Source organism: Streptomyces sp. NPDC018610, from assembly GCF_044391765.1.
Classification (GTDB): Bacteria; Actinomycetota; Actinomycetes; order Streptomycetales; family Streptomycetaceae; genus Streptomyces.
The window spans coordinates 904892-926646 of the sequence record NZ_JBISAL010000002.1 but is presented as its reverse complement, the minus strand read 5'-3'; the positions used below and the strand labels follow the sequence as shown (position 1 = coordinate 926646).

Here is a 21755-nt window from a genome sequence, read left to right as displayed (position 1 = left end):
AAAGAGGGCGCGGGGTGGGCCCGCCGGTGGGGCTCCCGTGGGGGGGCCGGGTCCCCGGGGGGCTAATTCATGTCCGCGGCCCTGCGGGGGGGGGGGGCGCCCCCCCCGGCCCCCCCCCCCCTCACCGCGTCACCGCGTCCGACCGCTACCCCAGGTGGGCGCGGCCCATGTCGCGGATGAAGGTCTCCGGGTCGTCCTCGGAGCCGTGCAGACCCGGACGGAAGGTCCAGTTACCGGAGTCGTCGCGCACGAACTCCGCGACGGCGACGGCCGTCGCACCGGGGACGGCGCCGAAGTCGTCCTCGGTGAGCACGGTGTAGCCCTCACGGATGCGCAGGCCCGGGTCGAGCACGCCGGCGAAGGTGCGGTGCGCGGCACGCTGCTGGATGACCACGCCGACCACCACGCGCGCGTACCGCTCGGAGAGCCGGTCGAGCTCCAGCGTCATGATCTCGTCCCAGCCGAACCCCCTGCCGTCCGTGCTGTCCCGGTTGAGGTAGATCGTGCCGTCGGGGGAGCGGCTGTCGAAGTGCACCACGTAGGACGGGGGCCCGTACGGATCGCTCGCCGGGTAGGTGCCGGCCACGATGTCCAGATCGGTGGGCGGCTGCCCCGTCGGACTCGGATCCCACTTGATCGCGACCTCGACCTTGCGGATTCCCTTGCTGAGCCCGCTCACCGGACTCCCCCTTCCCGGTCTCCGTGCGCCCTGTCTGCTCCAACTCGCGGATCGCGGGCGCTCGTTGTCCATCGTGCCACGTCCGCGGGGCATCGTGCGCGGGCGCTGTCCCCGCAAAGTGACCAACGCCACGCCGCTGGGCCTTACCATGGCGCGGTGCTGGTCAAGTGGATTCGCTGCACCGTGGTGGACCGCCGTGGCTTCGAGCGGGGGCAGCGGAAGTGGGCGGGGCTTCTGGGGGAGCCGGGGTTTCGGGGACAAGGGGGTGGCTGGAGCCGGGGACGGCAGGAGGTGGCGCACGTCTTCGCCTTCTGGGAGAGCCGCGCCTTCTACGACTCCTTCATGGCCCGTTCGCACGACCGGCTGGCGGCGGCCCAGGCCGGCACGTTCCGGGACGCGCAGGTCCGGCTGTTCGACCACCGCTTCGACGTGAAGACGGGCTTCGAGCCGCGTTTCACCGACGCCGACCTGCTGCGGGTCGCCCTGTGCCGCGTCCACGGGGAGCGCGCCGAGCACTTCACGCTGATGCAGGAGAAGGTCTGGAATCCGGCGATGGCCGGCTCCCCCGGCATGGTCCGCGGGCTGTTCGGCGAGGCGCCGGGCCATGAGTTCCTGGTGCTGTCCATGTGGCAGTCCTCCGCCGAGCACGGCAAGTACCGGGCCGAGCGAGTGGAGCGGCTCGCCCTGCGCGCGCAGACGGAGGCCGACGTCGCGGCGCTCACGGGCGACATCGTGGGGCTGGAACCCGCCTGGACGGTCTGAGGCGCCGGACCGGCCCGCCCGGCCGCACCCGGGGGCCGCTCGCCAGGGTCGCGGGATCCGTGTGACGTACACCGTACGAGGGCCGCTCGAGTCTTCGATCGGCCGTCACTCGATCTAGTGTTTTGGCATGGCACGACCACGGCGCATCGTCCTCGTCCGGCACGGCGAGTCGGCGGGCAACGTCGACGACACGGTGTACGAGCGGGAGCCCGACCACGCCCTGGCCCTGACCGAGCGCGGGCTGCGGCAGGCCGAGGAGACCGGGAAGGAACTGCGCGAGCTCTTCGGCCGGGAGAGCGTGAGCGTGTACGTCTCGCCCTACCGCCGCACTCACGAGACCCTCCGCGCCTTCCACCTCGATCCCGGCCTCATCCGGGTACGCGAGGAGCCGCGGCTGCGCGAGCAGGACTGGGGGAACTGGCAGGACCGCGACGACGTCCGCCTCCAGAAGGCCTACCGGGACGCCTACGGGCACTTCTTCTACCGCTTCGCCCAGGGGGAGTCCGGAGCCGATGTCTACGACCGGGTCGGCAACTTCCTGGAGAGCCTCTTCCGCAGCTTCGAGGCCCCCGACCACCCGCCCAACGTGCTCCTGGTCACCCACGGCCTGGCGATGCGGCTGTTCTGCATGCGATGGTTCCACTGGACCGTCGCGGAATTCGAGTCGCTGTCCAACCCGGGGAACGCCGAGACGCGGATGCTCGTTCTCGGGGACGACGGCCGGTACGTGCTGAACCGGCCGTTCGACCGATGGCGGGACCCGGAACCGTACGGGATCACTGGATAGAGTGGCTGAGCGATGACCCCTGACTCCTCTCCCGGCGGGCGCCTGGAACGCGCCCTGGCCAGCGCACGCGGACTCGCGGTGGGGGACGCGCTCGGCTCACAGTTCTTCGTACCGGCGAACTACCCCCTGCTCAAGACGCGCGAGCTGCCGCCCGGCCGCTGGCAGTGGACGGACGACACCGAGATGGCGTGCTCCGTGGTGGCCGTCCTGGCCGTCCATCAGCGCATCGACCAGGACGCCCTGGCGCAGTCCTTCGCCCGGCACCACGACTTCGACCGGGGCTACGGTCCCGCGGTCAACCGCCTGCTGCGCCTCGTGCGCGAGGGCGGCGACTGGCGGGAGCTCGCCGCCGCGCTCTTCGACGGCCAGGGCTCCTGGGGCAACGGCGCCGCGATGAGGATCGCGCCCCTGGGCGCCTGGTACGCGGACGACCCCGAGCAGGCCACCCACCAGGCCGAGATCTCGGCCTACCCCACCCACCAGCACCGCGAGGCGGTCGTCGGCGCCATGGCCGTGGCGGCCGCCGCCGCCCTGGCCGCCGCTCCCGGCGGGCCGCCGGCCCCCGGGGCGCTGCTGGACGGCGTCATCGCCCTCGTGCCCGCCAGAAGCGCGGTCGGCGCTGGTCTGCGCCGGGCCCGCGACATGCTCGACTACGGCGACGCGGGCACGGTCGCGGCCGTCCTCGGCTGCGGACGGCGCACGACGGCTCACGACACCGTGCCCTTCGCGCTGTGGTCGGCCGCCCGGCGGCTCGGGGACTTCGAGGAGGCGTTCTGGACGACCGCCCAGGCGGGCGGCGACGTGGACACCACCTGCGCCATCGTGGGCGGGGTGCTGGCCTCGGCGGAGGCGGGGGCTCCGCCCGCCGAGTGGGAGCGGCGCACGGAGGCGCTGCCGGAGTGGGTGCCGACGGCCGTCTGAACCGCCCCGGTGCCGACAGTCCTCCGGCATGACGGTTCCTGTCCTCCTCTGCCGTGGCGGGTTCCGGTGCGGGGCGGCCTCGTCCCGGCAACGACGGAGACTCTCCGTGTTCGCCGGGAACTCTGTGTGACTGATGTCCGTTGTTCCGGCATGGGCCGCGCGCCGCAGGGGTGCGCGGCGGCAGAGGACGCGGGGCAGGGCGCAGGAGGTGGACATGGTCGCGTCGGGGGCGCGGGTCGCGGTCGTCGTGCGGCTCGTCGTGGCCGTTGTGGCCGTCGTGACGAGGATGGGGCCGGTGGTCCGGTCCGCCCGGGCTCGACGCGGACGCCGCCCCGCACCCCTCGTCGGCGCGGGGTGCGGGGCGGTTCGCGCGGGCCGTCCGTCAGCCGATTCCGGGGCCGGCCGTGCCCGCCAGGGCTGCCAGGTCGTCCTTGCGCACGCGGATGACCAGCCAGGCGGTCGCCAGGGCGAGCACGGCCATCGCCGTGGCCGGGACGAAGGCCGTGGAGATGCCGTGGGCCAGGACCTCGTGCCCCCAGGGCGCGGGCAGCTGGTGGGTCTTGGCGAACTGCGCCTTCTGCTGCGCCGAGCCGTCGGCGAGGAACTTGGGCAGCTGCCTGTTCGCCTCGTCCTTGCCGGCCGAGCCGAACACCGTGGTGAGGATGGACAGCCCCAGCGAACCGCCCACCTGCTGGGTGGCGTTGAGCAGTCCCGAGGCGGCGCCCGCCTCGTGCTGGGCGACGCCGGAGACGGCGGTGACCGTCACGGTCACGAAGTTCAGGCCCATGCCGAAGCCGAACACCAGCATCGGTCCGAGTACCCCGCCGGGATAGGAGCTGTCGGGGCTGATGAAGGTCAGCCAGAGCAGTCCGACCACCACGAGCCCCGAGCCGGTCAGCATGAACGGCCTGGGGCCGAGCGAGGGGAGGAGCCGCTGCGACAGGCCCGCGCCCACCGCGATGGCCGCGGTGACCGGGAGGAAGGCCAGCCCTGCCTTGATGGGCGTGTATCCCAGCACGTTCTGCACGAACAGCACGATGTAGAAGAACATGCCGAACATCGCCGCGGCCAGGCTGAGCATGATCACATACGTGCCCGACCGGTTGCGGTCGGCGAACATCCGCAAGGGTGTGATCGGCTCCTTGGCGCGCTGCTCGGTGAGGACGAAGGCCACCAGCAGCACCACGGAAGCGGCGAAGGACCCGAGCGTGAGGCCGTCCCGCCAGCCGTCCTCGGAGGCGCGGATGAAGCCGTAGACGAGGGCGGCCATGCCGGCCGTCGAGGTCAGCGCGCCCGCGATGTCGAAGCGACCGGGGTGCCGTTCGGACTCGCTGATGTACAGCGGGGCGACCAGGGCGATCAGCACGCCTATGGGCACGTTGACGAAGAACACCCAGCGCCAGTCGAGCCACTGGGTCAGCATCCCGCCGGCCAGCAGTCCGATGGCGCCGCCACCGGCCGAGACGGCGGCGAAGACGCCGAACGCCCGGTTGCGCTCCGGGCCTTCGGGGAAGGTCGTCGTGATGAGTGCCAGCGAGGTCGGCGAGGCGATGGCGCCGCCCACGCCCTGCAGGGCTCGCGCGGCCAGCAACTGCCAGGGTTCCTGGGCGAGTCCGCCGAGCAGCGAGGCGAAGGTGAACAGCAGGATGCCGGTCATGAAGATCCGGCGGCGCCCGAGGATGTCGCCGGCTCGCGCACCGAGGAGCAGCAGTCCGCCGAAGGTGAGCGTGTACGCGCTGACGACCCAGGTGAGGTCGGTGGTGCTGAACGCGAGCGCGTCTTGAATGTGCGGGAGCGCGATGTTCACAATCGTCGCGTCGAGTACCACCATGAGTTGGCAGGCCGCGATGACGGTGAGTGCGATGCCGGGATGCCCCTCCCGGCGGGCCGCGCCCGGTTTCTGTTTCTGGAGCAACTGAGAGGTTGTCACTATGGGTCCCCCACAACAGCTTTAGTGAACGGTGCCGTTCACTGCCGCGCCAACGGTAGATGAGTCCTCTTAGTGAACGCAAGCGTTCACTTGAGGCCCCGTCATGTGGTGAGTCCCCCACCGCCGCCGCTCGGCGTCCTTCCCTGAAATCCCCGCTCATGGCTTGCTGGAGACGACAGATGATTACCTCGCGCTGGGCAGCCGCCCCAGCCCGGACGGCTTCCCCCCGTCGGCGCGGCGCCGTGCTCGAACGTGCGATCCTCGACGCCGCGCTGGAACAGCTCGGCACGGTCGGGTGGAAGGGCCTCACCATGGAAGGAGTGGCCGCCGGAGCCCAGACGGGGAAGGCCGCCGTCTACCGCCGCTGGCCGTCCAAGGAGGATCTCGTCGCGGACGCCCTGCGGGCCGGACTGCCGGGTGTCGCCGAGGCGCCGGACCTGGGCGCTGTGCGCGAGGACCTGCTGGAAGTGTGCCGACGGGTCCGTGACGCGATGTTCTCGCGCCCGGGCAGCGCACTTCTCTCGGTGATTCACGAATGCGACCCCGAAGAGGCGGAACGTCTGCACACCGTGATCGTCACCGGTGTCGTGGAGCCCACTCTGGAGGTTCTCCGGAAGGTGCTGAACCGCGGAATCAACAGGGGAGAGGTGCGACCCGACGCGGTGGACGACTACGTCCTCGATGTGATCCCGGCCATGATGATGTACCGGTCGAAGATGTGCACGAGCGAATGGAGCGACCGTGAACTCGAGGAGATGATCGACCGGCTGATGGTTCCGCTGCTGCGCGCGACCGGCCCTTGATCACCGGCCGTAGGGGGTGCTCCGGCCGTTGGCGGAAACCGGGGTGTCGCGCCGGGACGCGGGCGGCGTAGGCTGAGGGCGCCATGCCGTACGAACCACCCACCCATACCGTCGAGCGCTCCATCCGGGCCACGACCGGAGCGAAGGTCATTGCCGGTGTCGACGAAGTGGGGCGCGGTGCGTGGGCCGGCCCCGTCACCGTCTGCGCGGCGGTCACCGGACTGCGCCGTCCCCCCATGGGCCTCACCGACTCCAAGCTGCTCACCGTCAAGCGACGCACCGAACTCGACGCGGAACTGCGGAAGTGGGTGACGGCGTACGCCCTCGGGCACGCCTCGCCCGAGGAGATCGACGACCTCGGGATGACCGCCGCGCTGCGGCTCGCGGCCTCGCGGGCCCTGGAGGCGCTCCCGGTACGTCCGGACGCGGTGATCCTCGACGGGAAGCACGACTACCTCGGCGCTCCCTGGAAGGTCCGTACGGTCATCAAGGGCGACCGGTCGTGCGTGGCCGTCGCGGCGGCCTCGGTGATCGCCAAGGTCCACCGCGACAAAATGATGGCCGAACTCGGCAGCGACCATGCAGACTTCGGTTTCGCGGCCAACGCCGGATATCCGTCGCCCGTCCACAAGGCCGCGCTGGAGGAGCGGGGACCCACCCCGTACCACCGGCTGTCGTGGGCGTATCTTGATGCGCTGCCCCGGTGGCAGCACCTCAAGAAGGTCCGCGTCCAGGCGGACGGAGGCGTTCCGGAGATCGAGGGTCAGCTCGGCTTCGACTTCTGACGGTTTCGCCCGTCCGGAAGTGCCACCCGCCCGCGCGGGCCGCACCATCGTTTGATAAATATCAGCCCATGCCTCTCATTCCCGAGGAGCCTCAGATTCACGAGAGCGCCCAGGGTCCCCGCGTCACGCCGGCCACCGGCCGCACCGCGCCGACCCCCCGTCCTGTACCAGGCCCCCGTCCCGCGGCTCCGTCGCGCCCCGGTCGTCCCGGCCCCGCGCGGCCGGCGCCGCCGGTGCAACGCACGGCGCGGGACGTGGCCGCCGCCAAGCCCGGACCTTCGGGTCCGGCTGCCCCCGCCACCCCGCAGATCCAGTTGATCCCGGCCTCCGCCGAGGGTGCGCTGGACGCCGCGGAGGAGGCCGTCGACCTGCTCCTGGAGTCGGGTCGTGCCCCCGGCGACGTGCTGGTGATCACCACCGGTGACCCGCACCCCTGGGCCACGCACGAGCTGTCCTTCGGTGAGGCGTCCTACTGGGCGCAGCACGACGCGGGCGACGACGTCTTCTACGCGGACGCCGCCGCCGTCGCCCGTGCCGCCTCGCGCCCCGTGGTCGTGGTCGCCGTCAACGGCGGCACCGCCGCCACCGCTCTGCCGCTGGCCCACTCCCGGGCCGGTGCGCTGCTGGTCGTCTGCGGTGACCCGCAGCAGATCAACGCGGTGCTCGGCGCGGGCGTCTGAGCCGTCCCGGGCGGGACCGGAAGGCCTCCACCGCTTCCGGCGCCCGTGCCGGGAGGCAGCCGTCGTCGCGGTACCACCGCGCGACGGCCGCTTCGCGTGCGGGGACGGACCCCGCCGGCGTCCGGTGCGCGTACGCCGCGCCGGGCCCGCTCGGCGGCGGCCGCGGCCGAGGCGACGCCCGCTCCCGCGGCAACGGAAGCGGGGTCTTGCGCGTGTTCCCCCGGGAAGCGGCGCCTTCCGGCACTGACTTGGGGAGGCCGTGCGCAGGCCTCGCGACCCATCGGGGCGGTCAGGTGCTCAGCGCGCCACGGCGCGGCGCAGCACCTCGGAGGCCGCGCCTCCGGTGCGGGGCGGCAGGGACGGCGTACCGGTCGTGCCGAAGGGCTCGGGCGTGGAGCCGGCGCTCGGCCGACGGCCGCCGCGGCCCTCGCCGAGAACCTGCCAGCCGTCCCGGGTCAGCGTGATGTACGCCCCGCAGCGCAGCCCGTGCAGCGTGCAGGCGTCCCGCAGACCCCACATCCACGCCCCGTCCTCCTCCGTCCAACGCGCGTCGCCCTCACGGCAGTAGAGCAGCACGGCGGTGCGCACCGGTGTGCGGCGCCGCAGGTCGTGCGGGATGACCCGCCGCAACTGCGCCAGCAGCGCGTTGCGGAACATCCAGCCGTCGGCGGCCGACGGGCGGCGGACGAACGAGGCGCTCGCCCGCAGCCGCTCGTCCGGGTCGAGGACCGCGACCACGGCGGTGGCGGGACCGGGATGGTGCCGGGAGTGCAGTCCGCTGACCACGTCACGCGGGTTGCGCAGCAGGGGGATGCCCGCGGCGGCCCACTCCGCGGGTTCGAGCACACGATGGGCGGAGGCGGCGGACGCAGACGACGATGCCGCCGAGGACGGAGCGAATCCGAAGGTCACGTTCCTCCCTTCGGCTACGCGCCCACACTGCGGGCGGGGTCGGATTTCAGGGGAGCGCACACCGCAGTGGAGCCCTGCCGGACCACGGCCGGGCCGTGCGGGGAGCGGACTTCGATTCTTCCCCTCGAACTTGGATGCGGCAACGAGCAATTGGGGCCACCGACCGTTATCGGACGACCCGTTCCTTATATCCCTACCCAGAGTGTCGCCTCGCGACGCCCGGGGCGCCGGCTCCACCGCGGTCACCGGCCTTCGCGGCACACAGACCCGACGGTCAGAAGGCATGTGCGCGCTCTCGGCGGCCGCCGCGGATCCGGATGCGCACGGTGACTGTCGGTGAGGTCGGCATGGGCGGGCCGGCGGGCGGCGTGTTCGCCGCCGTCGCCGGCCCCGTGGAGCGTCACCTGGGCGACGGGCCCGTCGTCCCCAGGTCCCTGCGCATGGCCGCCCGCATCCGGGCCAGGACGTCCCAGGTCTCCTTGACGGCGTCCCGTACCGCCGTCAGGTCGTCGCCCTCCCGTGCGGTGCCGCGCGTCAGGCGGACGAGAGCGCCGTAGACGGTTCCCAGGCGGTGACTGGCCAGCCGCACTTCGACCAGCACCGCGTCCGGGACGATCATCTGCGCCTCGGCGTAGAGCCTGCGGTACTCGACGCGGGCCGCCTCCACCGCCGCGAGCGACTCGTGGGCGGTGACCGACTCCTGCGATACGCCTGCGCCGACGGCCCGCAGGGCGTAGTAGTGGTCGCTCAGCGTGGTCAGGTAATGACGTGCCGCAGCGTTCAGCTCCGTGTACGACTTCCTGAGCGCCGCCCGGCCCGTGTCCGCGCGCTGCGCCTCCGACTCGGCGCGGCGGGCGCGGTCCTGACGCTCCCACTCCTCGCGGCGCAGCGCGTCCCCCCGGTTCTGCGTCAGCCACGCCGAGCCCAGCGTTCCCGCCACGCCCACCGCCGCCGTCAGCAGCCCTGCCATGGCCGCGTCCATCGGACCTCCCCCTCGGCCTCGTCGTAGCCCACCGGCGCCCGCGCGCCGGCCGTCCGGTGCGTCGGGCCCGGCCCCGGTCCAGGCCCCGGCCCTCGTTCCTCAGTATCCCTGGCAGGCGAAGGCCGCCCACAGCTCCAGGGCCGCCGGATCGCCGTCGTCCAGGAGGCTCACGACCGACCGCGGCATCCCCTCGGTCGGCCGGTCCGGGTCCAGCAGCCACAACTGGGTCTCCCGCAGGGCCCGCACCGCAGTGGCCCCCGCCCGCAGCCGGTCGTGGAAGACGAACATCATCAGGCCGGTCAGCCCGTCCGGGACCTCCCAGCGGGAGCCGACCACGGCGGTGGCCCCGGCGGCCAGGAAGGCCGTCGACAAGGTCAGCGCCTCGTCGAAGTCGCCCGTGGTGTGGTCGCTGACACAGGCGTCGAGGACGACCAGGCCGCCGGGGGCACCGGGCGGGCGGCCCCGCGCCTGGCGGAGGATCTCGCGTACCGGCAGCCGGCCCGCCCCGGCTGCGGGTGGCAGCCCGGCGGGCGGCGCCAGCAGCAGACAGGCGTCCAGGGGGGAGCCGCCCGACGGCCGGGCATGGCAGGCCAGATGCAGCACGGACGCCCCGGCGCCCCCGTGCCCCGGCAGCGCCGCCAGTACCTCCGAGGGCTCCCCCCGGCCCGCCGCGCGGCGCACCCGGCCCAGCAGCAGGCCCTCCGAGTAGAGCTCGCGGTGGATCTGCCGCGCCTCGGCGGAGGCGCCGGGCAGGCTGCCGTCCGGATTGCCGACGATCACCGGCCGGGCCTCCAGGGGCAGCCGGGGCCGCCTCAGCACCTCGTGCAGCTGGCGGGCCGAGGCCGCGTAGGACAGGGTCAGGCGCTCCACCGCCCGCACCGGCCGGCCCCCGTGCCTGAGCCCGCTGCTGAGCAGCGCCGCGTGCCAGGGGATGCCGCCCAGTAAGCCGAACGGCACCAGCACCAGGTGCGGTTCGGCGCCCAGGTCGCGGACGAGCGGACAGCGGGCGAGCGGCGCCATCACCACCGGCCCCGCCCAGTCGCACAGTTCCTCGAGCGCGGAGCGCCAGCGCAGGTGCGCCGCCGCCTGGGCGTCCGCGTCCGCCCCCCGGTCCAGCGCGTCCTGGCGGTCCCGGTGGGCCGCGCGGTACCTCTCCAGCACGTCGAGCGACTCCGAACGCAGCAGCCCGAAGCCGACCGTGCCCACCCGGGCGTCCCGGGTGACGACCACCGCCGTGCCGCCGCTCGCGCCGGGCGGCAGGAGGTACACCAGCGCGTCCGCGCCGGCCCGGCGCAGCGCTCCGCCGATCTCCTCGACGGTCGGCGGCGTCATCACGGCGGTGCCCGCCCGGGACCGGGCCAGCGCGGTCAGCGTGCGCTGCCGCAGATCGTCCGGGAGCGGCAACTCCGCCCCCTCGCCGAGCGCGCCCAGCAGCGAGCCGGGGCCGTCCAGCAGCGTCGCGAGGTCGGGCACGGCCGCCGGCCGACGGCCGCCGCCCTCCCACTCCTCGGCCAGTTCCTCCCAGCCCGCCTCCCGCAGCAGCGCCGGCACGTCGGCGGTGGTCGTGGAGGCGTGCAGCACCTGGCCGCGGCCCAGCTCCAGGGCCTCCACCGCGCCGTCGAGATCGTCGTCCGCCAGGCACCAGCGGGCCACCTGCACCGCCCGGTCCGCGGCCGTCCGCGCCATCTGGAGCGCCGGTTCGGCGGCGGCCTGGAGCAGTACCAAGGTGGCCGCCTCGCGGAGCCCGGCGACGCCCGTGCTCCGTCCGGCCCGTGCGTCACCGGGAGCCGCGCGGGCGCGCAGCGCGTCGGCGAGGACGTTGGTCAGCAGGGTGCCCACCGGGGACGGCGGCCGGTCCGCGAGGCGCTCGCGGGCCGCCCGGGCCACCTCGACGGCCCGGTCGGCGTCCCCGGGCACACCCGAGTGCTGGAACCGCGTGTGGCACAGCACCGCGTACAGCGCGCTCGCCCGCAGGCTCTCCTGGCTGTCCGGGGCCGCGTCGGCCAGCACGTCCCGCAGCATCGTCTCCGCCGACTCCACGCCCCGCCGGTTGTACGGGCGGAACGAGGTCATCAGCAGCGCCCCCGCGGTACGCAGCAGCAGCCGGTGCCGGTCCGGATGGTCCGCCGCAAGCGCCTCGGCCGTCTCCGTCAGCAGCATCAGCCCGTCCACGCGGTCCCGTACGGAGCCGCCTTCCTGGAAGGAGCCGAGCAGCAGCATCAGCCCGAAGTCCGCGTCCATCGGCAGCCGCACCGGATCGTCCTCGGCCACCGTCTCCCGCAGCTTGCGCATCGACTCGACGGCCGCCGCCATCGCGGTCCGCGAACCGGAGGTCATGGCGTGCACGAACCGGATCTGCGCGGCGCCGTACTCGAGGTGGACCCGGTCGTGCTGGAAGTAGTGCAGGCCGTCCCGCACGCCGGCGTCGGCGCCGTCGAGGACGGCGCCGACCTCCCGCAGATAGCGGTCGGCGGTCTCCAGGTCCTGGAGGTCGCCGCCGACCTGATAGCGGCGGTAGAGGTTGACGGCCAGGTTCTGCAGGTACACCACCCGGTTGACGTCGCCGACGGCCGTCTGCCGGAAAGCCGCCGTCAGATGCCGGATCGCCGCGTCCAGGTCGTCGGCCGAGTGGGACAGGGCGTGCCGCTGGCTGAGCGCCGCCGCGTACGCCCCGTGCGTCTGGGAGGCGAACCCGGGGGTGTCGGACGGCGCCCGCATGGACTCGCCCAGCAGGCCGATCGTCCGGTCGACGTCCGCGAGGCGGGCGCCGCCCCCGTCGTGCCGGATGATGGACGCGTGGGCGAGCTGGTTCAGCAGGTCGGCGCGCATCGGATCGTCCTCGGCGCACAGTTCGACCGCCCGCTCCAGATGGCGCAGCGCCTCGGCGTTGTCGTACTCGTCCGGCCGGCGCTCGCGCAGCACGTTCAGCAGACAGCCGAGCACCGCGTGGCCCGGCGGGCGCAGCCCGTCGTCGTCGGCCAGCCCTTCCAGCGCCTCGCGCAGCAGGCCGACCGCCTCCACGTGCTCCGGGTCCGGGTCGGGTCCGGTCGTCCCGACCCGTTCGGCGAGCGCCGCGCCGAGCAGGGCGGCCGCGCGGGCGCGGTCGGCGTCGCCCGGGTCCAGCAGCCGGTGCAGATCGCGCAGCCGGGCCAGGTAGGCGGCCCGGTCATCGGCCGGGACACGCCCGCCGCCGCGCTCGCGGTAGACGTCCACGAGGTGCGCGGCGGCGAACACCCGTGCGGGATGGTCCCCGGGAAGGGTGGCGGCCAGCAACTCCAGGTGGGTGTGCGCCTGTTCGGTGTGGCCGGGTTCGGAGGACGCCAGGAACAACCGGGCCAGCCGGACCCGCGCCTCGGCCTCCACCTCGTCGGCCTCGTCGGCCCAGGAACCGGCCCCTTCTTCGGCGGGCCGCCAGCCGGCCGGACGCAGCTCCTCCAGCACCTGTTCCAGGACGGCCGCCGCCCGCCGCAGGTCATCGGGGTCGTGGTCGCGCTCATGACGGTCGCCGAGGGCGCAGCCGTAGGCGATGAACAGACCCGGGTGCGCGTCGTCGGCCAGGCCGGGCAGCCCGTCCCCGAAGGCGGCCAGCGCCTCGTCCAGATCGTCCTCGCGCGCGTCCGGTGCGGCCGGCCCCGCGTCGCCGGCCGCGTCCTCGTGGCGGGAGTGGAGCAGCAGACCGAGCCGGACACAGGCCGTCGTGTACGCCGGGTCGTCCTGGTGCAACGTGGCGCGGGCGAGCGCCAACTGCCCGGCCGCGGTGCGTCGCAGACCGTGCGGGTCGTCGATGCCGTAGGCCTCACCGTGTCCGGCGACCGTCTGCCAGTACCCCACCGACAGGGTGAGCCCGAGCAGGAAGCGGGCGCTCGCCAGGGCCTCGGGATCGGCGTCGCCGCCCTGCTCCTCCAGCAGGTCGCGGACGTCCAGCAGCAGCGCGTGACAACGCCGCCAGCAGGCGCCCGCGTCCTCGGGGCGGTCCTGCTCGTCGTGCTGCTCCAGCAACCGGGCGGCATGCTGGAGCAGCTCCGGCGGACCCGCGTCGGACGGCGGAGCGGGCACGGCGCGCGGCGTGGTCACCGCGCCGCGCGCCGGGTGCGGTGCAGGGCGAAGCCGCCCAGGTACACGCACAGTGGCAGGGCCAGGAGCAGCGCCGCCCAGAACGAGGCGTGGCCCCAGTTCTCGGCGACCCGCGAGAACAGGTCCGGCAGCACGGGCATGCTCAGCGCCCGCGCCGGTTCCACCGGCGGCGGCCACAGGCCGAGCACGGCGACCGCGGTGGCCGCCCACAGGAACACCCGCCGGGCGAGGAGCGGCGGGCCGAGCGCCGCCAGGGCGCAGACCGCCGCGCACACCAGCGCGTACTGCGACTGGTAGTCGGCGCCCTGCTGCCCGGTACCCCACGAGGCGAGCGTCGGATGGTCCCCGTCGAGCGCGACCCGCAGCTCGACGGCCGCCCACAGCAGCATGACCAACGTCAGCAGCGCGGACGCACCGAACAGGGCGCGGTCCCGGCCGCCGGGCCACCCGGCGCGCCAGTGCGAGGCGTTCCCGGCGAGGCGCCGGGGCAGCCCCGCCCGGGCACGGCGCTGCTCGGTGCGCTCCCGCCGCAGCCTCGCCCGCACCTGCTCCGCCTCGCGCGCCTGGCGCAGCAGCCACCGGACCGGGTTCAGCAGCAGCAGACAGACCAACGGCATCACCACCAGCGCCACGACGCCGTTCCAGCTGCGCCAGCCGCCCAGCAGGTAGGCCAGCCGCTCGGCCAGCCAGCCGGGGGCGTGCAGCCGGTCGAGCGGGGGCAGGTCGGGACTCGCGCAGCCGAGGGCGGTCACCACCGCGGCCACGAGCAGCAGCAGCCTGCGCGAGATGCGCGCCGGCGCCGCCGCGATCGCCACCGCTCCGGTGAGCGCCACCGCGGACAGCCCGCTCTGCGTCGCCGACGCCACGTCGGAGGCCCTGGCCAGCGTCCCGGTCAGCGCGTCGGCGGGTTTCAGCGCGTGCGGGCCCAGCCCGCTGTCGTGGACGGACCGCAGCATCGAGCCGGACCACAGCAGCAGCCAGAACATCAGCAGAAGCACGGCGGCGGCGCCCAGCCGGTGCGCCAGGGGCCTGCGCGCACCGGACCACCACTCGGAGAACGTGACCTCGTGGTCCTCCCCGAGCACATCGGCGCGCAGTGCCCGCGGCAGCAGCACGGCCGCCGCCACCAGCGCTCCCCGCCCCGGCACCGTCGTCACCGAGGCGCGTGCGGCCCGGCCGTGCAGGGCCGCCCAGCGGCGCAGGAACGCGGCGTCGCCCGGATCGCGCCGGTGCAGCACGGCCGCGGCACGGTGCCGTGCGGCGTTCAGGACGGCCGGCCCGACGAGCACCCCGGCGGGGGCCCTGGACAGGAGTGCGGCGAGCGGGCCGGGCAGCCCGGCGAGCGGCGACAGGGCCTGCCGCCGCTGCTGTCCGGGATGCACGATCAGGCCGGCGGCCAGCCCGTAGGCGTGATCGGTCTCGCGTCCGTCGAGGCTCGCGTCGCCTCCGCCGCGCCGGCCCAGCGCGGCGGCCCGGCCGCGGACGTCCTCGATCGTGGCCGGCAGCTCGTCGGCCAGCGCGATCAGCACCGCGCACGGCCCGTCACCGCACCCGGCGTGCCCGCAGCGGAAGTTGGCCGCGATGGCCGGCACGTCGACGCGCAGCAACTCGTCCACCAGGGCCACCGCGCCCCGGCCGTGCGCGATGCGGGCGATGCCCTCGGCGTCCACCCGCCGGCCCCGGTACTGCGGGGACGCGGTGGGCGCGAAGGTGGCCACGAAGGACAGCGCCGCCGCCGCGGCCCGCGCCGGCCGGTCCTGGCCCTGCCGCAGCGCGGGCAGTTGCCCCCTGTCGTACGCGGTGTCCTTCAGGTCCTCGCGCAGCCACTGTTCGAGGGCCGGGCCGCCCGGGCCCGCGAGCCAGTCCGCGGCCTCCTGCGAGTAGCGGGCCATCGTCGAGGCGAGGCTCTCGGCGTCGTGGTGGGCGGTGCCGCGGAAGGTGAGGGGCCGGTTGGCGTGCCGTGCGGCGTCCGGCGCGGCCGGGGCCACGGGCCGGATCACGGGCGGGTTCTCGTTCTTGAGCCAGCGGCGCACCTCGTCGGCGGTCCACCGGTCGTCGGGGTCCTTGGTCAGCAGCCCCTGCAGCAGCAGGTTCTGCCGGGGGTCGGTGACGGCGGACAGGTCGGCCTCGTGGTTGAGGATCAGCGCCCTGGTCCAAGCCTCGTCGGTGATACGGGCGTCGTCGTTCAGGACGTACAGCGGACGGCCGGTGAACACCTGGTACAGCACCAGGCCGAGCGTCCACCACGGGGTGGCCCGCAGGTTCTGCGGGACGAGCTGTTCGGGCGCCATGTACAGGACGGTGATCTGGAAGTCGCGGAAGCTCTGGCTGGCGGTGAAGCGGGCCACGCCCCCGAAGTCGGCGACGACGAACTCGTGCCGGACGCGGCCGGCCCGGCCGGCGCCCTTCCTGCCGCCGCCGCTTCCGTCGCCCCGTACCTCACGGACCAGGATGTTGGCGGGCTTGAGGTCCAGCGGGTTGCGGTCGATGCGGGTCTGCCAGAAGTCCAGCAGGTGGGCCAGCTCGCGCACGGTCCGTTCCGTGTCGGCGCGGTCCGCGCGCGACGTGCCCTCCCGCAGCCGCCGCAGGAGGTGGTCCTCCAGGGTGGTCGGCAGGTACTCCATCGCCACCCAGCCGCACACCGTCGGGCCGACCGCGACCTCGCCGAACTCGTGGATGCGCGGGACGTGCCGCTGGAAGCCCTCGGTGGCGAGGTGTTCCAGGGTGGCCAGGTCCGTCGTCTGTCCCGGGTGGGCTATCTTCACCGCCGCGTCGGAGCCGTCGGCGAGCCGCCGTACGTGCCAGACCGTGCCCTCGCTGCCGGCGCCGGCCACGTCGTACGGCTCGTAGCGGTCGCGCAGTCCCTGGGGGAACTCGCGGCGGGCGGTGTTGTGGGCCTCTCTGCGCGTGGGCGGGTCCGTGTTCCCGGCCGGGGCGCGGCCGGTGTCGACGCGGGTGGGCGCCTCGGAGCCCTGGAGGCGGGTGGCGGGACTCGGCGTGCCGGGCGGGGAGCCGGGGGAGGGCGTGCCGGCGGGCGTCGTGCCGGAACCGGCGGAGGGGCCGGAGCCGCGTTGCCGGGGTGGGGCGTCCGGGCGCGGCGGGTACGCGGGCCGGTCCGGCGGCGGGACCTTCCCGCCCTGGACGCGGGTGCGCGGGCTCGGGGGGACCGGCGGCCGGTCCGGTTCCCGGCGCTGCTTGCGCGTCGGCGGGCTCGGGCGCGGTGGCTCGGCGGGACGCTCCGGTTCCCCGGGCGGGTTGTTGGCCATGCGGTTCCTCGAAGGGTGCCAGGACGCCCGGCGCGTCGCCGGGCGCGTACGGGGTGGGCGCGAAGGACGCCCGGCGGTGTGCCGCCCGGGTCAGCGGGGCGCGCCGTACTCGTCGAGCTCGACGAGGACGAACTCCACCGCTTCGGGCTCCTGCGCCAGCTGGAGGCGGTGCGTGCCGGGCCAGAGCTGGACGGGGCGGGTGATGCGCACTCCGTCGACGTAGGTGCCGTTGGACGAGCCGATGTCGGCGACGTAGAGCATCCCCGCGTGCCAGGTCAGTTCGGCGTGCCGCCGGGAGAGCTGGTCGAGGTCGGCCAGCCCGGGGACGTGAGCGCAGTCGGGCGCGTCCCGGCCCAGCTCCGTGCTGCCCTGCTCCGGGCCACGTACCGGAATCAGCGCACCGGCCAGCACGAGGGCCAGTTGCGGCGTGACCGGGACGGGGCCGCGTCGGGGGGCACCCGGGCCGGGGGGAGACGCGGTGACGGGCGGGGCCTGCACGCGGGTGGGGACGCCGTGGCCGGACGGGCCGGCGGCGGACGAACGGGCTGGGGACGACTGTGCGGGGGTCGATCGGGCGGCGGACGAACGGGACGCCGCCCGCTGCGCGGCGGCGCCGCCCTCCTGCCGGGCGCCGCCGGAGCGACGTCGGCCGGTGTCGTCCGGGGCAGTGGCTCCCGCTGCGGCCGGGGTGTCGCCCGGGGCCGCCGCCCCGGTCCCGGCCGCGCCGCCGTCCCGCGGTGCCGCTCCCGCACCGGCCGTCCCCGCCGCACCGTCCGCGTCGTCGGTCCCGGCCTCCAGGTAGACCCGTTCGGGAACGAGCTGTTCCCACTCGTGGATCTGGCAGAAGCCCCGGTTCGGCGACGACGGACACTCCTCGGGCGTCACCGGGCAGCGGTAGCGGACGGTCACGGTCGCCATGTGTTCTCCCGGAAGGTCACGCCGCGCGCGGCGAGGTCGCGTTCCAGCGCGCTCAGTTCACCGGGCCGGGGCACGCCGATGACGTGCACGGCCTCGTCCGTCACCCGCACCTGGAGCTCGGGCCGCTCGGCGCTCCGCTCCAGATGCGGCCCGTAGCGCCGGCGGCCGAGGGGCGTGCGCGGCAGCAGCCGCTGGTTCGCGGAGCCGCGCCACACCAAAGACGTCGGCTCGCCCGCCCGGTACCGGCCGGTGACCACGGCGTCCGCCAGGCGGAGCGCCTCCCCGGCGACCGGCGAGGCCGCGATCTCCGCCTCCTCCCAGCCGGTGTAGACGAGCAGGTCGGCGTCCGGCCGCCCGGCCTCGCGGCGCACCCGGTCGGCGAGGGCGAGGAACGCGGTGAGCGCCGCCGGCTGGGCCAGGGGCTCGCCGCCGCTGACCGTCAGCCCGTCGTAGCCGTCGGCCAACGCGTCCTGCCACAGGCCGGCCAGCCGGGTCACCGGCACGTCCCGGCCACCGCGCGGATCCCAGGTGTGGCGGGACATGCACCCGGCGCAGGCGAGCGGGCAGCCCTGCACCCACACACCGAGCCGCCGGCCCGGGCCCAGGGCGGTGATCGGTCCCAGCACCTCGGAGATCCGCAGGACGGCCCCGGCGGCGGGCGGCGCCCCGGCCGGGGCGCCGTTCACGTCCATCGCCGCACCTTGAGGGTGAACGCGTCGTCCCGGCCGTCCACCGCCTCGACCACGATGTGCTCCCCGGGCCGCGCCGGATCGTGGAACAGCTCCCGGGACAGCGGGTTGACGAGCGCCGACTCCACCGCCGTCACCACACCGCGACCCCCGTGGTCCAGACGGGCGGTGGCCTGTACGCGCAGCACCTCCCAGGCGTCGTCGGCGACCGTGAGCTCGGCGCCGTGCACCTCCTCGACGCGGCCGGTCACGGAGGCGAGGGCCTTGTTGAGGATCAGCGGCACCGACGCGGGCTGGATGAAGTCCATGGGCACGAAGCTGTCCCCGAAGCGGTTGCGCAGCTCGGGCCGCCCGATGGTGTCGTTGAAGAAGTGGTCGAACGCCGTCCGCAGGGCCTCCCGGACGTCCTCGGGCCGGTCGTGCCGGCTCAGCCGCGCCGGCCGCTCCGCCCGCTGCTCGTCACCGGCCTCCGCGGCCTCCGCCCCGCCCTCGCCGCCGCTCCCGTCGCCCTCGCCGCCCGGCCGGGCGCCGCGCCGGGACCGCGGCCGCAGGACCTCCGCGGACACGCCCAGGTTCGACGTGAAGATCAGCACGCACTCGGTGAAGTGCACCGTGGCGCCCTGGCCGTCCGTGAGCCGGCCGTCCTCGAGGATCTGCAGGAACAGGTCGAACAGCCGGGGGTGCGCCTTGTCGATCTCGTCGAAGAGCAGCACGCTCATCGGGTGCGCCCGCACCGCGTTGGTCAGCTCGCCGCCCGCGCTGTGCCCGACGAAGCCGGGCGGGGCGCCGATCAGCCGGTCCCGGGCGTGCTCCTCGGCGAACTCGCTCATGTCGAAGCGGATCGGCCGGGCGTCCTCGCCCAGGATCATCTTGGCGACGCCCTTGGCCAGCTCGGTCTTGCCGACGCCCGTCGGCCCGGACAGGAACAGCGTGCCGCGCGGCCGGCTGGGCGAACTGGACGACTGGGCGCCGGTCAGCCCGGCCGCCGACCGCATGAAGATCTCCACGGTCCGGCGCACGGCGTGCGGCTGGCCGATGACCTGGGCGTTGAGGTACTCCTCGCCGTGCAGGATGTTCTCCCGCACCGATCGGGTCGCCCAGGGGTTGTCCATGACGCCCACCCGGTACAGCCGCGCCGCCTCGTCCAGGCGGCTCAGCGGCAGCTCCCGGTCGGAGGCCATCCGACCGACCGCCAGGATCTCGCCGACGCCCATGCCGTACGAGGAGCGGGCCAGCGCCTCGGCCGCCCGCGCCCGCTCGTCCTCCGTGGGCGCGGCCGCCGGCCGTCCGTCCGCGCCGAGCCGGGGCCGGGCGAGCCGGTCGACGACGAAACGGCCGGCCGCGCGGCGCTGGTCGTGCGGCGGCTCGGGCACGGAGATCACCCGTAGCGCGCGGCTGCCGATGGCGAACTCCAGCGGCAGGTCCTCCTGCTTCTCCACCACCCAGAACACGGTGTTGTACGGCGTCACCCCACCGCTGCCGCGCACCGGGCGGGCGGTGTGCCCCAGCTCCTCGGCGGCGGCCAGCAGACGCGCCGCCTCGCCCGCGACCGGGCCGCGCGGCGAGCCGAGGCGCGCGGTGTACGGGATGATCAGCCCGATCGCGGGGCCGGTGTGCCGGACCGTGCCGACCATGATCTCCCGGAGCCGGGCGGTGCCGGCCTCGATGTCGTCCTCGTCGTCCCGGTCGTCGTCGGTCCGGTCCGCGGCCCCGCCTCCCTGACCGGACCGCTCGCGCTCGGCCCGGGCGTCCTCCTCGGCCATCCGGCGCAGCGCGGGCGGGAAGGCGAACGGGTCGCCGGTCAGCCGCCAGGCGAGCACCCGGTCGTCGACCATGCCGGACCGGGCGAGGGCGCCGTAGCCCCGGGTCCGGCAGACCGACTCGATGACGTCCTCCAGGTGGTACGGCATCGGCCGGCCGCCGGGCTCCGCACCGGCCAGCCCGCCGTCGCCGTCCTCCGACAGCAGGAACACGTCCCGGACATTGCCGGTCAGCAGCACCTGTGGATAGACGGTGAGGGCCATGTCCAGCTCGCGGATCCACGCCGGTGCGGGTGCGGGTGCGGGTGCGGTGGCCGGGGCCTCCTCCTTGCGGAACGCGCCGCCCGTGTCAGCGTCCACGCTGCCGCTCCTGTCCGTAGGAGGTGCTCTGCGGCCTCGGCTTCTTCTTCCGCTTCCGGGTCGGCGAGGCGGGCCCGTCCGTGCTCTGCCCGTCCGCGCTCTGCCCGTCGGTGGTCCGTCCCTCGGCGGCCGTGTCGTCCCGCTCGGGTCCGTGGGAGCGGTTCCGGTCGGGCCAGAGGCCGTCGGGCACGGTGGCCGTGGGCCGTAAGCCGGGCGGCAGGACCATGGTGCGGGCCAGGTCGACGCCCTGTTCGCGCACCGCCTCCTCGAGCTTGGGCAACTGCTCCTCGCAGAACCACCGTTGCACGTCCTGGTCGGTGTCGGCGTCGTCGCCCGCCGCCTCTTGCCCGGCCGGGTCCGGCGCCCGCACCAGCGTCGTGGTCAGGCCGGCCCGGTCGGCGGCGAGGGCGATCCGTAACCCGTAGCCGTCCGGGGCCTCGGCCCCGTCGAACGGCACGACGACGCTGCCGTCCTCGGCGAGCAGGTCCGCGAAGTCGTCGCCCACGGCGTACTCGCGGGTGCGCAGGGCCTGCATCAGGGCGTCGGCGACCGTGTCGCGGGCCCGTTCGGCGTCGGCGCGGGCGACCGCGAGGTCGACCTCGCGCGCCAGGTGGGACGGGTCGGGGGCGTCGGCCACCGCCGCCGCCAGGTGCTCACGGGCCGGCGGCGCGGCGTCCTCCAGCCGGTCGAGCAGCGCGGCCCGCAGCCCGGCCAGCCGCACGGCGTCCCGCCGCCGCTGCGTCGACTTGTGCACCAGCACGCCGAGGTCGTGCAGGAGCGTACGGGTCTCCTCCACACCGCGCGCATGCCGCAGCGCTTCGAGACGGCGGGCGAAGGCGGGCAGGTCGTCCGGCTCGCAGGCGGGCCCGTCCCGGCGCAGCAGGGCCTCCGCCTCGACCAGCGCGGCGGCCCGGACCCGTGCGGCACGCTCCTCGACGGCCCGGGCGGCGGCGTCCGGCGCGGGGCGGGCGGCGGGCCGGCGCGCCGGGCGCTCCGCCCCCGCGTCCGCGTGGCGGTCGGTGTCCCGGGCGGGCGGCACGGACCACACCTCGGCGGCGACCCGGGAGAGTTCGGCCTCCACCCGGTCGTTCTCGCGGCGGGCCGCCTCCAGCGCGGCGGCCAGCCCGGCGGAGTCCGCGCCGGCCGGGACGGTGACGGCGTGCGTGTCGACCCGGGCCGTGCGGTAGGCGCGGCGCAGCGACCTGGCCTGGCCGCGCAGATTGCGGGACCGGGCGACCTCCTGGCTGAGCTGGGCGCGCAGTTCCCTGCGGCGCTCCGCCTCGACATCGACGTAGGACCACCCGTAGGCGGCGGAGTTGCTCAAAGACCCTCCCCCAGGGTCGTGGTTGTGTCTCGGGGAGCGAGGCCGGCTCGTCGCGGGCGGACCCGGGCCGGGCCCCGGCCGGTCGACGGCGTGCCACGGCCTCCCCGGGCGATGCCAGGCGCT

The 21755-nt window shown here is 75.0% G+C and carries 16 protein-coding genes; 6 read left to right on the top strand and 10 right to left on the bottom strand.

Features of this window, described 5'->3' with window-relative positions; genetic code table 11:
* Positions 1–145: 145 nt before the first annotated feature.
* Entirely contained in the window at positions 146–679 is a 534-nt protein-coding gene (locus ACH5A8_RS09285; RefSeq protein WP_398999643.1) for a TerD family protein, read from the bottom strand.
* Between the two features lie 156 nt (positions 680–835).
* Here ACH5A8_RS09285 and ACH5A8_RS09280 point away from each other — a divergent pair, with 156 nt between their 5' ends.
* From ACH5A8_RS09280 to ACH5A8_RS09270, 3 genes are all read left to right on the top strand, one after another.
* A complete protein-coding gene (locus ACH5A8_RS09280) occupies positions 836–1441 on the top strand; it encodes a YdbC family protein (protein ID WP_398999641.1) in 606 nt (201 codons plus the stop codon).
* Positions 1442–1568: 127 nt separating this feature from the next.
* Positions 1569–2228, top strand: coding sequence for a histidine phosphatase family protein (locus ACH5A8_RS09275; protein ID WP_398999639.1), 660 nt, complete (start codon positions 1569–1571; stop codon positions 2226–2228).
* A gap of 12 nt (positions 2229–2240) precedes the next feature.
* Positions 2241–3149, top strand: a complete 909-nt coding sequence (locus ACH5A8_RS09270) for an ADP-ribosylglycohydrolase family protein (RefSeq protein WP_398999637.1) — start codon at positions 2241–2243, stop codon at positions 3147–3149.
* A 382-nt stretch (positions 3150–3531) separates the two neighbouring features.
* Here the strand turns inward: ACH5A8_RS09270 and ACH5A8_RS09265 are convergent, their stop codons facing one another.
* On the bottom strand, positions 3532–5079 hold the full coding sequence (locus ACH5A8_RS09265) for an MFS transporter (protein WP_398999635.1): 1548 nt from the start codon (positions 5077–5079) through the stop codon (positions 3532–3534).
* Between the two features lie 179 nt (positions 5080–5258).
* On the opposite strand from ACH5A8_RS09265, the gene ACH5A8_RS09260 reads away from it, so the two are divergent.
* From ACH5A8_RS09260 to ACH5A8_RS09250, 3 genes are all read left to right on the top strand, one after another.
* Complete coding sequence (locus ACH5A8_RS09260; protein ID WP_398999633.1) at positions 5259–5882, top strand: TetR/AcrR family transcriptional regulator; 624 nt, start codon at positions 5259–5261, stop codon at positions 5880–5882.
* A gap of 83 nt (positions 5883–5965) precedes the next feature.
* The gene (locus ACH5A8_RS09255) at positions 5966–6667 is read left to right on the top strand and encodes a ribonuclease HII (protein ID WP_398999631.1); all 702 of its coding nucleotides are present in this window, start codon (positions 5966–5968) and stop codon (positions 6665–6667) included.
* Between the two features lie 68 nt (positions 6668–6735).
* Positions 6736–7347 carry a hypothetical protein gene (locus tag ACH5A8_RS09250; protein WP_398999629.1) on the top strand — a complete coding sequence of 204 codons (612 nt, stop codon included), beginning with the start codon at positions 6736–6738 and terminating at the stop codon, positions 7345–7347.
* Between the two features lie 297 nt (positions 7348–7644).
* Here the strand turns inward: ACH5A8_RS09250 and ACH5A8_RS09245 are convergent, their stop codons facing one another.
* From ACH5A8_RS09245 to ACH5A8_RS09210, 8 genes are all read right to left on the bottom strand, one after another.
* Positions 7645–8259: a hypothetical protein gene (locus ACH5A8_RS09245; RefSeq protein WP_398999627.1), complete on the bottom strand. Its 615-nt coding sequence runs from the start codon at positions 8257–8259 to the stop codon at positions 7645–7647.
* A 400-nt stretch (positions 8260–8659) separates the two neighbouring features.
* Positions 8660–9229: a hypothetical protein gene (locus ACH5A8_RS09240; RefSeq protein WP_398999626.1), complete on the bottom strand. Its 570-nt coding sequence runs from the start codon at positions 9227–9229 to the stop codon at positions 8660–8662.
* 111 nt (positions 9230–9340) lie between these two features.
* Positions 9341–13297, bottom strand: a complete 3957-nt coding sequence (locus ACH5A8_RS09235; protein ID WP_398999624.1) for a CHAT domain-containing protein — start codon at positions 13295–13297, stop codon at positions 9341–9343.
* Positions 13298–13311: 14 nt separating this feature from the next.
* The gene (locus tag ACH5A8_RS09230) at positions 13312–16581 is read right to left on the bottom strand and encodes a hypothetical protein (RefSeq protein ID WP_398999622.1); all 3270 of its coding nucleotides are present in this window, start codon (positions 16579–16581) and stop codon (positions 13312–13314) included.
* A gap of 90 nt (positions 16582–16671) precedes the next feature.
* Positions 16672–17499, bottom strand: a complete 828-nt coding sequence (locus ACH5A8_RS09225) for an FHA domain-containing protein (protein ID WP_398999620.1) — start codon at positions 17497–17499, stop codon at positions 16672–16674.
* Complete coding sequence (locus ACH5A8_RS09220; RefSeq protein ID WP_398999618.1) at positions 17487–18191, bottom strand: 4Fe-4S single cluster domain-containing protein; 705 nt, start codon at positions 18189–18191, stop codon at positions 17487–17489. The genes ACH5A8_RS09225 and ACH5A8_RS09220 overlap by 13 nt, the downstream gene beginning before the upstream one ends.
* Complete coding sequence (locus ACH5A8_RS09215) at positions 18182–20308, bottom strand: AAA family ATPase (protein ID WP_398999616.1); 2127 nt, start codon at positions 20306–20308, stop codon at positions 18182–18184. Before ACH5A8_RS09215 ends, ACH5A8_RS09220 begins: the two co-directional genes overlap by 10 nt.
* On the bottom strand, positions 20298–21632 hold the full coding sequence (locus tag ACH5A8_RS09210; RefSeq protein ID WP_398999614.1) for a hypothetical protein: 1335 nt from the start codon (positions 21630–21632) through the stop codon (positions 20298–20300). Before ACH5A8_RS09210 ends, ACH5A8_RS09215 begins: the two co-directional genes overlap by 11 nt.
* Between the last annotated feature and the right edge of the window lie 123 nt (positions 21633–21755).

Coding starts and splice junctions, on each gene's coding strand:
- ACH5A8_RS09275 (WP_398999639.1), top strand. CDS start 1,569: ATGGCACGACCACGGCGCATCGTCCTCGTCCGGCACGGCGAGTCGGCG.
- ACH5A8_RS09270 (WP_398999637.1), top strand. CDS start 2,241: ATGACCCCTGACTCCTCTCCCGGCGGGCGCCTGGAACGCGCCCTGGCC.
- ACH5A8_RS09260 (WP_398999633.1), top strand. CDS start 5,259: ATGATTACCTCGCGCTGGGCAGCCGCCCCAGCCCGGACGGCTTCCCCC.
- ACH5A8_RS09255 (WP_398999631.1), top strand. CDS start 5,966: ATGCCGTACGAACCACCCACCCATACCGTCGAGCGCTCCATCCGGGCC.
- ACH5A8_RS09250 (WP_398999629.1), top strand. CDS start 6,736: ATGCCTCTCATTCCCGAGGAGCCTCAGATTCACGAGAGCGCCCAGGGT.
- ACH5A8_RS09240 (WP_398999626.1), bottom strand. CDS start 9,229: ATGGCAGGGCTGCTGACGGCGGCGGTGGGCGTGGCGGGAACGCTGGGC.
- ACH5A8_RS09230 (WP_398999622.1), bottom strand. CDS start 16,581: ATGGCCAACAACCCGCCCGGGGAACCGGAGCGTCCCGCCGAGCCACCG.
- ACH5A8_RS09225 (WP_398999620.1), bottom strand. CDS start 17,499: ATGGCGACCGTGACCGTCCGCTACCGCTGCCCGGTGACGCCCGAGGAG.
- ACH5A8_RS09220 (WP_398999618.1), bottom strand. CDS start 18,191: ATGGACGTGAACGGCGCCCCGGCCGGGGCGCCGCCCGCCGCCGGGGCC.